This is a genomic window from Curtobacterium sp. MCLR17_039 (genome assembly GCF_003234745.1).
Lineage (GTDB): Bacteria > Actinomycetota > Actinomycetes > Actinomycetales > Microbacteriaceae > Curtobacterium > Curtobacterium flaccumfaciens.
Genome location: NZ_QKTF01000001.1, coordinates 63,647 through 77,586, shown reverse-complemented (window position 1 = coordinate 77,586; position 13,940 = coordinate 63,647). Strand labels below are relative to the sequence as shown.

9 protein-coding genes are annotated in these 13,940 nt (G+C 71.7%); 5 read left to right on the top strand and 4 right to left on the bottom strand.

What is annotated here, in order from left to right; genetic code table 11:
- Nucleotide 1 precedes the first annotated feature (1 nt).
- Complete coding sequence (locus DEJ00_RS00335) at nucleotides 2-901, bottom strand: ABC transporter permease (RefSeq protein WP_027466489.1); 900 nt, start codon at nucleotides 899-901, stop codon at nucleotides 2-4.
- Nucleotides 902-1,106: 205 nt separating this feature from the next.
- On the opposite strand from DEJ00_RS00335, the gene DEJ00_RS00330 reads away from it, so the two are divergent.
- Entirely contained in the window at nucleotides 1,107-1,679 is a 573-nt protein-coding gene (locus tag DEJ00_RS00330) for a hypothetical protein (protein WP_111056083.1), read from the top strand.
- Complete coding sequence (locus tag DEJ00_RS00325; RefSeq protein ID WP_111056082.1) at nucleotides 1,679-4,192, top strand: hypothetical protein; 2,514 nt, start codon at nucleotides 1,679-1,681, stop codon at nucleotides 4,190-4,192. The genes DEJ00_RS00330 and DEJ00_RS00325 overlap by 1 nt, the downstream gene beginning before the upstream one ends.
- 181 nt (nucleotides 4,193-4,373) lie before the next feature.
- On the opposite strand, the gene DEJ00_RS00320 is transcribed toward DEJ00_RS00325, so the two are convergent.
- Nucleotides 4,374-5,693: a glycosyltransferase gene (locus DEJ00_RS00320; protein ID WP_146247842.1), complete on the bottom strand. Its 1,320-nt coding sequence runs from the start codon at nucleotides 5,691-5,693 to the stop codon at nucleotides 4,374-4,376.
- Here DEJ00_RS00320 and DEJ00_RS00315 point away from each other — a divergent pair.
- Both DEJ00_RS00315 and DEJ00_RS00310 read left to right on the top strand, forming a co-directional pair.
- Nucleotides 5,671-8,325 (top strand): glycosyltransferase, encoded by a 2,655-nt coding sequence (locus tag DEJ00_RS00315; protein WP_371836758.1) that lies wholly within the window; start codon nucleotides 5,671-5,673, stop codon nucleotides 8,323-8,325. The genes DEJ00_RS00320 and DEJ00_RS00315 overlap by 23 nt on opposite strands.
- Nucleotides 8,322-9,068: a polyprenol monophosphomannose synthase gene (locus tag DEJ00_RS00310; RefSeq protein ID WP_071244185.1), complete on the top strand. Its 747-nt coding sequence runs from the start codon at nucleotides 8,322-8,324 to the stop codon at nucleotides 9,066-9,068. The genes DEJ00_RS00315 and DEJ00_RS00310 overlap by 4 nt, the downstream gene beginning before the upstream one ends.
- A gap of 108 nt (nucleotides 9,069-9,176) precedes the next feature.
- Here the strand turns inward: DEJ00_RS00310 and DEJ00_RS00305 are convergent, their stop codons facing one another.
- Together DEJ00_RS00305 and DEJ00_RS00300 are read right to left on the bottom strand one after the other, a co-directional pair.
- Nucleotides 9,177-11,039, bottom strand: coding sequence for a hypothetical protein (locus DEJ00_RS00305; protein ID WP_111056080.1), 1,863 nt, complete (start codon nucleotides 11,037-11,039; stop codon nucleotides 9,177-9,179).
- 120 nt (nucleotides 11,040-11,159) lie between these two features.
- Entirely contained in the window at nucleotides 11,160-12,446 is a 1,287-nt protein-coding gene (locus tag DEJ00_RS00300) for an O-antigen ligase (RefSeq protein ID WP_083404087.1), read from the bottom strand.
- 105 nt (nucleotides 12,447-12,551) lie between these two features.
- Between DEJ00_RS00300 and DEJ00_RS00295 the strand changes: the two genes are divergently transcribed.
- Complete coding sequence (locus DEJ00_RS00295; protein WP_111056079.1) at nucleotides 12,552-13,919, top strand: hypothetical protein; 1,368 nt, start codon at nucleotides 12,552-12,554, stop codon at nucleotides 13,917-13,919.
- The last annotated feature ends 21 nt before the right edge of the window (nucleotides 13,920-13,940 follow it).

Below are 13,940 nucleotides of genomic sequence, written 5' to 3'. Positions count from 1 at the left end.
TCTAGAGCTCCTGCGCGAAGTTGCCCTGCAGCCGGGAGAACACCCGCTGCGCCCCGAGCAGGCAGAAGAGCCCGATCACGAGGGCGATGCCGAGGCGCATCATCAGGTGCGGCGGGTAGTCGACGGGCGTCGGGTGGATCCAGATCGCGTTCTGCAGACCCAGCACCGACAGGGTGAGCGGGTTGTTCGTGTAGACCGCCAGCAGCCACTGCACCTTCAGCTCGGCGACGACCATCGAGTACGAGTAGACGATCGGCGACGCCCAGAGCAGCACCATGAGGCCGACGTCGATCACGAACTGCACGTCGCGCAGGTACACGTTGAGCGCGGACAGCACGAGGCCGATGGCCGCGCCGTAGACCAGGATCACCAGGAGCGACGGGATGAGGTAGATCAACCCCTCGTGCCAGGGGAAGACCCCGAGCACGACGGTCGCGGCGATGAGGATCGCGAACTGGATCAGGAAGTTGACCAGGGCCGCGCCCACGCTGGCGAGGGGGAAGACCTCGCGCGGCACGTAGACCTTCTTGATCAGCCCGCTGTTGCCGACGATCGACCCGGTCGAGCCGGCGACGATCTCGCTGAAGAGCGTGTAGGCGGTCAGGCCCGTGAACACGTAGATCGCGAAGTTGTCGATCGCCCGTGACGAGCCGAGGATCTTGCCCATCACGAAGTAGTAGATCATCAGCTGGGTCAGCGGACGCACCAGCGTCCACACGAACCCGAGTGCCGAGTCCTTGTAGCGCGCCTTCAGGTCGCGGCGGATGAGCATCCCGAGCATCTCGCGCTGACGGAAGACGTCGCGCAGTTCTCTCCAGGTGCCCTTGAAGGCGCTCGTCGGAGCGCCGATCACGACGAGGGGCTCGTTCGCGAGCGCCGTCATGCGGGCTTGGTCGACCATACGTCTCTTCGTTCGTGGGGGCAGGACCGGAACAGCATACTCATTGCACCGCGGGGGAACGCCGCGCGCCCCGTGCGCGGAATCCCTGGCGACTCCGCCCCCGAGCGGGGGGCAAAGTGCGCGAGAACAACTCTCAACCTTCACTTTGGGGTTACCGTTGACGCAACCCGGACCCTTGTCAACAACCACAGGACGGCCCGAAAGCATGCAGCTTGCTCCACGGTCGATCGCTGCGCTCGCGGTGGTCGGTGCTCTCAGTCTCTTCGCGGCGGGGTGTTCCTCCGGCGACGACCCCCGACCCTCGCCCAGCGCGACGCGGACGGCCAGCGCGACCCCGACGACGTCGCCGAGTGCGACCCCCTCGACGCCCTCGACGCCCGAGTCGACCCAGCCGACCGCGGAGCCGTCCGACGACGACGTCCCGACGGCCTTCCCGGGCAGCGGCGAGACCCCGCAGCCCGACGTCGACCCCGGTGACTTCCCGGCGACGGCGGTCGTCACGTTCTCCGGATGGGACGCCGGCAGCAAGACGCTCCAGGCGGGCGGTCTGGTGTCCGGCACCACCGACGCCTCGGGGACCTGCACCTTCCAGGCGAAGAAGGGCGGCGTCACCCGCAGCGCGACGAGCACGGCGCAGGCCAGCGCCTCGTCCGTGAACTGCGCGCAGGCGTCGTTCCCCGCGAGCCAGGTGTCGACCGGCACGTGGTCCATCACCCTGCAGTACTCGGTCGGGTCGAAGTCGACCACGTCCGAGCCGATGACGGCGGAGGTGCCGTGATGCGTTCCATCCTCGACCGTGGCGGTCGCCGTCGACCCCTGCGTGCGGTGCTCGGCATGACCGCCGCCCTGGCGATCGCGGTGAGCGGCCTGACCATCGGCACGATCGTGTCCGAGCAGACGACGACCGAACCGGCCTCGGCCGCGGTCCCCGCGAACTTCGACCCGGGCAACATCATCAGCGACGCCAACTTCTACGACGGCGACGCGATGAGCGGATCGGCCGTCCAGTCGTTCCTCAACAGCGTCGCACCGAACTGCAAGCGCGCCTCGGGCGGCCCGGCCTGCCTGAAGGACTTCACGCAGAACATGAGCGCCATCGGGGTCGTCCCGAACCGGTGCTCGGCGATCCCCGGCGGCAACAAGTCCGCAGCCACGGTCATCGCCCAGGTGGGTGCCGCGTGCGGGATCAGCCAGAAGGTGCTGCTGGTCCTGCTGCAGAAGGAGCAGGGCATCGTCGCGACGAACTCGCCGACGAGCTACATGTACCTGCACGCCACCGGCTTCGCCTGCCCGGACACCGCCCCGTGCGACCCGGCGTACTACGGCTTCGGCCAGCAGGTCTACGCCGCGGCACTGCAGTTCAAGCGCTACCAGGCGTCGCCGACGTCGTGGGCGTACCAGGCGGGTCGCAACAACTCGATCCTCTACAACCCGAGCGCGGCGTGCGGGCGCAAGACGGTCTACATCAAGAACCAGGCGACCGCGGGCCTGTACATCTACACCCCGTACACGCCGAACACGGCGGCGATGTCGAACCTCTACGGCACCGGTGACTCCTGCTCGGCCTACGGCAACCGCAACTTCTGGCGGATGTACACCGACTGGTTCGGATCGCCCACGGGCGGGTCCTCGCCGATCGGGCACGTCGACTCGCAGTCCGGCAACGTGGGCGGCACCATCGCCGTGCGCGGCTGGACGGCCGACCCGGACACCACCGCCTCGATCAAGGCGCAGTTCTACGTCGACGGCGTCGGCAAGGCGTCGGTGATGGCCGACGCGAACCGCACCGACCTGGCCTCGCGCCTCGGCTCGGGCAACACCGCACACGGCTTCCAGACGACGCTCACGGGCATCACGCCGGGCAAGCACACCGTCTGCGTCTTCGGCATCAACGTCGGCGCGGGCGCGAACACGCTGCTCAACTGCGGTGACGTCACCGTCCCGGCCGCGGCCCCGGTGGGCAGCCTCGAGACCGTCACCGGCGGCACCGGCACGATCGCGGTGAGCGGGTGGGCGCTCGACCGGGACTCGTCCGCCGCGACCGCCTACAAGGTGCAGGTCGACGGTGTCGGCGCGATCTCGGCGACCGCCGACGTCCAGCGGACCGACATCGCCGCGAAGTACCCGGGTGCCAGCAGCACGGTCGGTTTCTCCAGGACGATCCAGAACGTCGCGGCGGGATCGCGGACGGTGTCGCTCTGGACCCAGGACAAGCCGGGCGCGACCTGGGTGCGCGTGGCGCAGAAGGCCGTCACCGTCACGGCGTCGACGGGGACCTCGGGTGCCGTGAAGGGCTCGTTCGAGTCGGCCACCGGCGGCATCGGTTCGGTCGCGCTGAAGGGCTGGGCGATCGACCCGGACACGTACGCGTCGGTGCGGTACAAGATCCACGTCGACGGTGCCGGAGCGGCGGCCGGCAGCGCGAGCGCTGCCCGCAGCGACGTCGCGAAGTCCTACCCGAAGTGGGGATCGTCGCACGGCCTGGCGACCACGCTCACCGGCCTCACCCCCGGCAAGCACACGGTCACCCTCTGGTGGCAGGACCTGCCGAGCGGCACCTACGTCAGCGCCGGGACGAAGACCGTCACGGTCGCGGCCCCGCCGTCGACCGGCACCACGGGCAAGACCGGCGCCGTCACCGGCTCGTTCGAGCAGGCCACCGCCGGTCCGAACACCGTGGCCCTGAAGGGCTGGGCGATCGACCCGGACCGCTACGACCCGGTCAAGTACAAGATCCACCTCGACGGCGTCGGTGCCGCCGCGGGCAGCGCGAACGCGGTCCGTGCGGACATCGCCGCCGCCAAGCCCGGGTGGGGTGACGACCTCGGGCTCGCGGTCACCCTCACCGGCGTCAAGGCGGGCACCCACACGGTGACGGTCTGGTACCAGGACCTGCCCGGCGGGAACTACGTCAGCTTCGGCACGAAGTCCGTGACCGTGCAGGACGCCGTCCCCGCACCCACCGGCAAGACCGGAGCCGTGTACGGCGCCTACGACGCCGCGACGGGCGGCCGGGGGACCGTCGCCGTCAAGGGCTGGGCGATCGACCCGGACACGTTCGCCCCGGTGAGGTACAAGATCCACCTCGACGGTGTCGGCGCGGCCTCCGGCACGGCGAACGCGGTCCGGACCGATGTGGAGCGGGCACACCCGGGATGGGGTTCCGACGTCGGTCTGGCGACGACGCTCAGCGGCGTCAAGCCGGGCAAGCACACCGTGCGCATCTGGTACCAGGAGCTGCCGGGCGGGGCCTACAAGGACTTCGGCACCAAGACGGTGACGGTCTCGTAGCGGGTCCGGGACGACGGAACGGGAGGCTCCCCACCGGGCACGGCCGGTCCGCCGCTGGCGCGTCGGCCCGGAACCGGCCGGCGTGGGCCCAGCTGCCAGCTGGCACCGCGCCTCCCGTTCCGTCGTCGTCCAGCCCGGGGCGCACGCAGCCGCGGCAGCGGTGTCAGCCGCGGCGCCGGTGTCAGCCGCGGCGCCGGAGGGCTCGCGCCACGCCGCCGAGCCGTTCGAGGGCACGGAACTCGGCGGAGTGGGTGAGGGCGTCGTACCGGGTCGCGATCGCGTCACGCTCGGCCTCGGCGTGCCGCCGCGCGGCCTCGGCGTCCTGTCGGGCCCGGTCCAGGACCGCGACCGCCTCCTCGGAGACGATGAGCCGGCGGTTGATGTCGTCGACCCCGGCACGGTGCACGTCGCGCTCCTGCTCGGTCGCGCGCAGGACCTCGCGCTGCAGCGCCGCCCAGCGCAGCAGCGGGTGCCGCGCGCCCGAGCGGGTCGCTGCCCGCTCCAGCGCCGCGTCGAGCGACGGGGCGACCTGTTCGGCTCTTCGGGCGTACGAGTGGCGTTCCACGACCACGTTCCGGAGCCGTTCGGCGCGTTCGTCGCGCTCGTCGGCAGACATCGCGATCGCGCGCTCGAGCGAGGCGGCATCGGTGAAGACCGGGACGTCGGCCAGGCCGAGCTCGTCGAGACCGAGCGCGCAGTTCGTCACCGGCAGCGCGCCGCACGCGAGCGACTCGTACAGCCGTGAGTTGAGGGTGCCGAACTCGGCGGCCGGCGCGATGACGTCGTCGACGACGAACGCGGCGGCCCGGTAGACCTCGGGCAGGGCGAAGTACGACACCGCCGGCCGGAGCTCCACGCCCGGGGCGGCATCGACGTGCTCCACGTTGGCGGCGAACCAGACGACGGGCTCGGTCGGCGCCACCTGCTGCAGCACGTCCTGCACGCCGCGCCGGGCACCCCAGAAGTTGACGGTGGTGACGGTGCGTCCGGTCCGCGGGCCGGGCGTCCCGTCCACGTCGGGCCGGAACAGGTCGAGGTCGACGCCGATCGGGACCACCTCGACGGGGACGTCGACCACCTCGGACAGGGCGTCGCGGGCGATCGAGGACGACGCCCACACGGCGTCGAACTCGGCGAGGGAGGGCGACGATGCCCACTGCGCCGTCCAGTTGCGCACCCACGCCACCGTGGCGGTGCGGGACGGCACGAGTCCGGGGACGAACGACTCGATCATGCTGACGAGCACGGTGGTGTCGTCGGGGACGTCCTCGGCCCAGCGGCGGATCGGCCACAGGTCCACGCCCCAGCCGTACGCACGCAGCGCCCGGGCGAGCCCGAGCGCGACGAACAGGTCGCCCTTGCCCTCGCTGGTGTCGTCCGTCGACACCGCGAAGCGGATCGTCCCCCTGCTGCCCGTCGCGTGGTCGCCACGAGCGATCGCGTCGTACTCGGCGGCGAGCGGGGACGGGGCGGGGGCCGTGGGGATCGAGTGGTGCGTCACGGTGCCCATTGTGCCCGACCCGGGCACGACCTCCGCCGAGCGCCGTGCTGCGCCTTGTAGGGTGTTGTCGGCCGTCGGGCATCCTCGACGGCCGGATCACCGACCCGTGCCGCGCCCGCGGCTGCAGCTGGAGGAACTCGCCGTGACAGAGCGCAAGCCAGGAGTCGTGTCCGTCGTTCTCGTGAACTACAAGGGCACGGACGACACACTGACGAGCATCGCCGAGCTCCGCAAGCAGGACTGGCCGCAGGACCGGCTCGAGGTCATCGTCGTGGACAACGGCTCCGGCCCCGAGCACGTCGGACGGCTCAAGGCCTCCGACCTCGACTTCACGTTCGTCGACTCCGGTGCCAACCTCGGGTTCACGGGCGGCTGCAACCTCGGCGTCGAGCACTCCTCCGGCGAGATCGTGGCGTTCCTGAACAACGACGCCCGTCCGGACACCGGCTGGGTGCGCGAGGCGATGGCGACCTTCGCCGCCGGCGCGGACATCGGTGCCGTGGCGTCGAAGGTCCTCGACTGGGAAGGCGTCAATGTCGACTTCACCGAGGCCGCGATGACCTGGTACGGCATGGGCTACAAGCCCTTCGCCGGGTCGCCGGACACCGGCCGCTGGGAATCCGAGACCGACGTGCTGTTCGGCACGGGTGCGGCGATGTTCATCCGTGCGGAGCTGTTCGAGCAGCTCGGCGGGTTCGACGACCGCTACTTCATGTTCTACGAGGACGTCGACCTGGGATGGCGCCTCAACCTGCTCGGGTGGCGCTTCCGCTACCAGCCGAAGTCGGTCGCGTTCCACAAGCACCACGCGTCGATGAACAAGTTCGGCGACTTCCGCGAGACGTACCTGCTCGAGCGGAACGCGCTCTTCACCCTGTACAAGAACCTCGGTGACGAGCAGCTCGCGGCGGCACTGCCGGGATCGCTCGCGCTGGCCGTCCGCCGGGCCGTCGGCCGCGGTGAACTCGACTCCACCGAGCTCGACCTCCGCAACCCGGGCGACGACAGCGTCCCGACCATCCCGGTGCCGAAGACGAGCATGGCGGGCATCTACGGCGTCGACCAGTTCGTCGAGCAGCTGCCCTCGATGACCGAGTCGCGCCGCGCGATCCAGGCGAGCCGTGTCCGCAGTGACCGCGAGCTCCTGCGCCTGTTCGGCAACCGTGACGAGCCCGCGTACCCGATCGAGAACTACCTGGCCGGCTACGACAAGATCGTGCACTCGCTCGGCGTGCTCGAGGTCGGGACCCGTCGTCGCGTCCTCATCATCACCGGCGACTCGATCGGCGAGAAGATGGCCGGACCGGCGATCCGCGCCACCCAGATGGCGAAGCAGCTCGCGAACGAGCACGACGTGCGTGTGATCAGCCTCACGCGCTCGTCGCAGATCGACCCGTCGTACGACGTCGTCACCGTGCCGCACCGTCACCCGCGGCAGATGGTCGAGCACGAGGCGTGGGCGGACGTCATCATCGTCCAGGGCCACGCGCTCCGGCTGTTCCCGGTGCTCGAGTCCACGCGCAAGATCCTCGTCGTCGACGTCTACGACCCGCTGCACCTCGAGCAGCTCGAGCAGGGCCGCAGCGACGACGTCGACCAGTGGAACCGTCAGATCCTCGACGCCTCGGACACGCTGAACCACCAGCTCGAGCTCGGCGACTACTTCATCTGCGCCTCGGAACGGCAGCGGATGTTCTGGCTCGGCCAGCTCGCCGGGTCCGGGCGGGTGAACGCCCGGACGTACTCCCGCGATCCCGACCTGCGCTCGCTCATCGGCGTCGTGCCGTTCGGCCTCTCCTCGACGCCGCCCGTGCACGACCAGCAGCGGGTCAAGGGCGTGGTGCCGGGCATCGGCAAGACCGACAAGCTCGTCGTGTGGGGTGGCGGGATCTACGACTGGTTCGACCCGATCACGCTCGTGCGCTCGATCGGCCGGCTCGCCGAGCGGAAGCCGAACGTCAAGCTGTTCTTCATGGGCGTGCAGCACCCGAACCCGGACGTCCCCGAGATGGACATCGTCGCCAAGGTGCGTGCCGAGGCCGACGCCCTCGGACTCACGGGCACGAACGTCTTCTTCAACGACGCCTGGATCCCGTACGAGGAGCGCGGTGCGTACCTGCTCGAGGCCGACGCCGGTGTCTCGACGCACTACGAGCACCTCGAGACGACGTTCTCGTTCCGCACCCGGATCCTCGACTACCTGTGGGCCCGTCTGCCGATCGTGACGACCGCCGGTGACTCCTTCGGTGACCTGGTCGCTGCCGAGAAGCTCGGGATCGCCGTGCACGAGCAGGACATCGACGGCCTCGCCGACGCGCTGGAGACCGCGCTCTTCGACAAGAAGGCCCGCGCCGAGTTCATCGGCAACGTCGACCGCATCCGCGAGCAGTTCACGTGGGAGAACGTCCTCGCGCCGCTCGTCGAGTTCTGCCGGAACCCCGTCCGCGCGGCTGACAAGTCGGTGCGCGACACCGTCTCGGCCGTCGAACCGCACCAGATGCGCGTGCGCGTGCCCGAGCGCAAGCCGCTGTCGGGCGTCCGCTACGACGTCGGCCGTGCTGTGCACTACTTCCGCACCGAGGGTCCGCGCAGCGTCGCGGGCAAGATCAAGCGGCGCCTGACGAACCGGTGACGCCGGCGCCGGCCTCGGCCCTCGTCGTCGTCCCGACGTACGACGAGGCCGAGAACGTCCGTGCGGTCACGGCCGCCGTGCTCCGGGCGGTGCCGACGGCGCACGTCCTGGTGGTCGACGACGGCAGCCCTGACGGCACGGCCGGGGTGGTCCGCGACATCGCGTCGACGGACCCGCGGGTGCACCTGGTCGAGCGCAGCGGCAAGCTCGGCCTGGGTACCGCCTACGTCGCCGGGTTCCGGTGGGGACTCGAGCGCGAGTACCCGCTGCTCGTCGAGATGGACGCCGACGGCTCGCACCCCGCCGACCGGCTGCCGGCGTTGCTCGACGCCGTCCGCGACGACGAGTCGGTCGCCCTCGCGATCGGGTCGCGCTGGGTCCCGGGCGGGTCGGTGGTGGACTGGCCGCTGTCGCGGCAGGCGCTGAGCCGGAGCGCGAACACCTACGCCCGGATCCTGCTCGGCGTCGCCGTGCGGGACGTCACGGCGGGCTTCCGCGCCTACCGGGCCGAGTCGCTCGCGCGCATCGACCTCGACACGGTGGACTCGAAGGGTTACTGCTTCCAGATCGACATGACCCTGCGGGTCGACGACCTGGGCGGACGGATCGTCGAGGTGCCGATCCGGTTCCGCGATCGTGTGCACGGGGTCTCGAAGATGAGCCGTTCGGTCGTCGTCGAGGCCATGGTCCGCGTCACCCGGTGGGGACTCCAGCGCCGCTTCCGGCGCCGGCCGCGCGCCTGACGGTACGGCTGATCCGCCCGCCCCGCGACGGCGGTGTCCCGGCACGTCGCCGGGCAGGAGGCGCGGTGCGGGCGGGCACCGCGCCTCCGGTCCGGCGCTCGTCGCGGCTCAGACGCAGGTGACGTCGCGGTCCTGGTCGTCGACCACGTACTGCACCATCCGGACCTGGCTGCCGGCGGTCAGCCCGGCACCGGAGCACGCCTTCTGCGCGGCCGCCACCCCGTCCTCGCCGACGGCGAGCCAGCTCGGCAGTCCGCGCAGGGGCGACGACGTCGGCACGGTGCCGACGATCTGCGAGAACTGGTACCCGGTGGAGTAGATGCCGACGGTGGACACCCCGGCGGCCCGCAGGGCGGCGACCATGCCCTCGATGTCCGCGCGGTTCTGCGTCTGGTGGTCCTTCGCATCGGCGGCCGTCAGCCAGGACAGCCCCGTCTCGACGTCGATCCACCAGCGGTGGGAGGACGGGTTGGGGACCCCACGGGTGTGGGTGTCCTCGTACGCTCGGGTGTAGCCGTACATGAAGGAACACGCCTGGTCGTAGCCGCCGGTGCAGGTGCCGTACGGGTTCGTGACCGTCGTGCCACCCGGGTCGCGGTTCGTCCGCGGCCAGACCGACGCGGCCTTTCCGGGGTTCGCGGCGAGCACGTAGAGCTGTGTCGCCGGCTGCGACGTCCCGCCCGTGGACCCGGCTGCCCACGTGAGCTGCGGGGCGAGCGAGGGGTTGTCCTGGTTCGGCAGCGAACCGTTCACACCGACGATCCCGAACGCCTGGCCGACGGGGTAGTCCGACGGCGACCCGCCCTGCGGCCACGAGACGTCGGCGCCGAAGCCGGTCCCGCTCGAGCCGTCCAGGAAGTACCCGGCGACGTCGAGGTGGAGCTGCGCCGAGCCGCGCGAGACCTTGGCCTGCACCCGGCGGTCGACGCTCGACCCGGTGACCTTGGCCATCACGAGGTTCGCGACGGGCCGTCCGGCGTCGAACAGCTGCGTCGCCACCTGGGGGTCCTGTCCGGCCGGCGTGAGGCGCAGGTACCCGGCCGTCGTGGGCTTCGTGACCTCGGCGTTGGCGACGACGGCGGTCGCGGTGCCCGGGACCCCGGCCACGCCGGAGAGCCGGACGGTGCCCGCGGTCGTCGACACGGCTCCGGCGAAGGCACGCGTGGTGTCGATCGGCACGAACACCGAACCGGTCGACGCGTTCGAGTAGTACCCGGCGACGTCCATGAAGACGGTCCCCGAGCCCTTCGAGAGCTTCACCTGCGCCGCACCGCCGACGAGCTTCACGATGGCGAGGTTCGACAGCGACTGCCCGGCCGAGTACAGCTGCGTGACGACCTGCGGGTCCTGCCCGGCGGGCGTCACCCGGACGTAGCCCGCCGTCGTCGGCCCACTGACCTCGACGTTGACGGCGACGGCCGTGGCGTCGGCGGGGATCCCGCCGCGGCCGGCGAGCGGCACGGGGACGGGGGTGGTGCCGACCGGGCCGCTGAACACGCGCGCGGCGTCCAGCGGGGTGTACGTCGCGCCGGCGCCGTCGGCGTAGTAGCCGGCGACGTCGAAGTACCCGCTCGCGGTGCCCGCTGAGAGCTTCGCCTGGATCGACCCGTTCACCAGGCGGACGGTCACGAGGTTCGCGATCGTCTGGCCGGCCGCGAAGTCCTGGGTGGCCACGGTGGCGTCCTTGCCGGCCGGCGTCACCCGCACGTAGCCGGCGGCCGTCGGCTTCGCGACCTCGACGTTGACGACGACGGCGGTCGCGTTCGTCGGCACCCCGGCCGAACCGGCGATCTTCACGGCCTTGGGCGTCGTGCCGAGCGCGCCCGACCACACGCGCGTCGTGTCGATCGGCGTGTAGCGACCGGTCGCCGGAGCCGCGGCGTCGGCCGCGGTCGCGGGTGCGACGACGGCGACGCCGGTGGCGACGAGCGCGGTGGTCAGGACGAGAGCGAGGCGGCGGTGCAGGCGCATGTGGTGCTTCCTTGACGACGAGGACCGTCCCCCTGACGGTCCCGGGCAGTCTAGGGGCACCCGGTGACGGGAGCGCGTTCGACGGTGCGGTGGTGTGTCCGCCGGCACACGGCCGGGCGATCAGGTGCGTGGCAGGTGCCGACGCCACGACCGACGTCGTGCCGCGATGACGAGGACGGCCACGAAGACCATCAGGCCCGCGCCGTGCAGCAGGTAGCTCTCCGCCGTGCTGGTGACCGCGAGGAGCACCAGGACGGCGGCCGGCCACACGTAGGCGACGCCGGGGAACGTCGTCGCCGTCACCCACGCGCGTGCGAACGCGAGCACGGCCGTCAGCCCGAGGATGATCGTGCCGGCGAGACCGATCTGCAGCCACGCGTCGATGAACGCGTTCAGCCCGGACGTGAACCGGTGCCCGGCGGGGTCGATGAAGGTGACGTACGGGACGACTGCCTCCCGGGGCCAGGTCCCCACCCAGCCCCAGCCCTGGATCGGGTACTGGCCGATGAACACTCTGATCTGCGACCACAGGTCGAGCCGTGTCGCGGTACCGCCCGCTGCGCCGATCTCGGCGAGGACCCGGTGCCGGGCGAGCACGGCGACGGCGACCATGAGCAGCACCGTCCCGCCCAGGACCCCGTTGACCACGGGCCGTGTCGTCGGGCGGGCGTGCCGCAGCGACCACAGTGCGAGGGCGGTGACCGCGAGGGCGATCATCGCCAGACCGGTGATGGGGGACTGCACCAGCATCAGCGCGATCACGGCGAGGGCGACGGACCCGATCGCCCGCCAGGTGGTCACCGAGCGGGTGAGGAACTCGACGACGAAGGTGACGAGGGCCATCGCCGCGATGAACCCCATGAAGTTGCGGGTGCCGCCGATGCCCTGGATCGGGCCGCCGTAGGCGATGGTGCCCTGGATCCCGAACGCGGGGATCGGCAGGTCGAGGACGAGCCCGGACAGGACCTCGAGGCCGAGCGCGGCGACGAGCAGGATGCGGAAGGCGTCGCCGGACGCCCGGATGAGCTGCACCAGGTCGCGGCCGAGCGCCAGGTACAGGCCGAGGCCGATGAAGCAGACGGTGCTGACGAGCCCCCGCAGGGCGACCCACGAGTACTCGCTCCAGAGCACGCTCAGGGCGCAGTAGCCGACGAGGGCCAGGAGCGACAGCGGGAGGACCCCGTGCCACTCGATCCGGTAGCGCTGGCCGAGCAGGCTGAGCCCGGCGAGGACGACGAGGGCGACGAGCACGGCCCAGACCCCGGCACGGCCGACGAGCGCCTCGACCGTCGGCTGGCCGAAGGCGAACAGGACGATGACCGTCGCGAGCGCCTGGCTGAACCGTCCACCGGCGGAGAACCCGACCCACGCGGAGAGGTAGCGGCGCGCGAGCACACGCTTCGTCAACCGTCCGTCCGTCACCCGACCATCTTGGCGCACACACCTCGGAGCCGGGCATCGCGGAGCGTCGATATCGCTGATCCGTGATGAACCGGCTAGCGTCGTCCGACGATGCAGCGCCCCGCGAGCACGATCCCCCGCCCGTTCCACGCCCTCGGCGCGGTCGGCGCCGCACTCGTGGTCGGCGTGGTCGTGGCCGCGCTCACGTGGTGGCGCCTCGGTCCGGCGACCCGGGGGACCGTGTGGGCGGAGGACGGCGGTGTGTTCCTCCGGGAACGCCTCGCCCTCGGCCCGGTCGACTCCCTCCTGCACCCGTACGCCGGGTACCTGCACCTCGTGCCGCGGGTGCTCGTCGACGTCGCCTGGTCGGTGCCCGTCGAGGAGTACGCCCGGGCGCTGTCGGTCGGCGCCTGCCTGGTCGTCGGGGCTGTGGCGGCGACCGTGTTCGTGCTGTCCCGCGAGGTCGTGCCGCAGTGGCCGCTCCGTGCGCTGCTCGCCGCGGTGCCCGCCCTGCTGCCCCTCGCCCCGTTCGAGATCGCCGGGAACGCTGCGAACCTCCACTGGTTCCTGCTGTTCGCGGTGCCGTGGCTGCTCGCGTACCGGGCACGGACCTGGTGGGGCTCCGGCGTCGTCGCCGTCCTGACCGGCCTCGTCGTCCTCTCCGAGCTGCAGGCGGTGCTGTTCCTCCCGCTCCTCGGACTCGCGTGGTGGCCGCCACGGGATCCGTCCGGAGCCCGGGCGTGGCCCCGCGCCGTCCCGGTCACGGTGGTCGCCCTGACCGGAGGCGTCGCACAGATCGTGACGGCGGCCACCGACCACCGTTCGCGCACCGCGGGCTCGCCGACGATCGCCGACGTGATCGCCGGCTGGGTGCTGCAGCCGGTCGCCGGGATCTGGAACCCCGACGTCGGAGCCGCCGTCCGCTCCGTGGTGACGCACGGCTGGGGCGTCGTGGTCGTCCCCGTCCTGCTCCTGACCGCCGTGCTCGTCGCCGCCGTCGTGGTCGCGCAGTGGCGAGCCCGGTGGGTGATCGTGGCGCTCGCCGTGGCGTCCGGCGGCCTGTGGTGGGCGGCGCTGTACGCCAACGGCGGCGAGGCGCAGCCCTGGGCGGTGCCGACCGCGGCCCTCGCGGCCGTCCCGCCGCTGCGCTACGCCGCTGCGTCCGGCCTGCTGCTGCTCGCCGGCGCAGTCGTCGCGGCGAGCGTCCTGCTGGGGGAGCAGCCGAGGCGGAAGGCCTCGGGCTCGGCGCCGACCCGGTTCGTCCGTCTCCTGACCGGCTGGTGCGTCGTCGCGGTGGTGGTCGTCGCCACGCTGGGCAACGTCGGGCCGGGCCCGACCCGCCGGAGCGATGGTCCGGTCTGGGCGACACAGATCCCGGCGGCGGTCGCGGCGTGCGACGGGGACCCGACGGGTGCGGTCGCCGTCCGGAAAGCACCGTGGCTTTCACGGGTGCCGTGCGCGCGACTGCTCGAGCGCTGACGGCCCCGGTGTGCTCGATCC

Excerpts from the sequence above, each read along its gene's own strand:
- DEJ00_RS00335 (WP_027466489.1), bottom strand. The coding sequence starts at position 901 with ATGGTCGACCAAGCCCGCATGACGGCGCTCGCGAACGAGCCCCTCGTC.
- DEJ00_RS00330 (WP_111056083.1), top strand. The coding sequence starts at position 1,107 with ATGCAGCTTGCTCCACGGTCGATCGCTGCGCTCGCGGTGGTCGGTGCT.
- DEJ00_RS00325 (WP_111056082.1), top strand. The coding sequence starts at position 1,679 with ATGCGTTCCATCCTCGACCGTGGCGGTCGCCGTCGACCCCTGCGTGCG.
- DEJ00_RS00305 (WP_111056080.1), bottom strand. The coding sequence starts at position 11,039 with ATGCGCCTGCACCGCCGCCTCGCTCTCGTCCTGACCACCGCGCTCGTC.
- DEJ00_RS00295 (WP_111056079.1), top strand. The coding sequence starts at position 12,552 with ATGCAGCGCCCCGCGAGCACGATCCCCCGCCCGTTCCACGCCCTCGGC.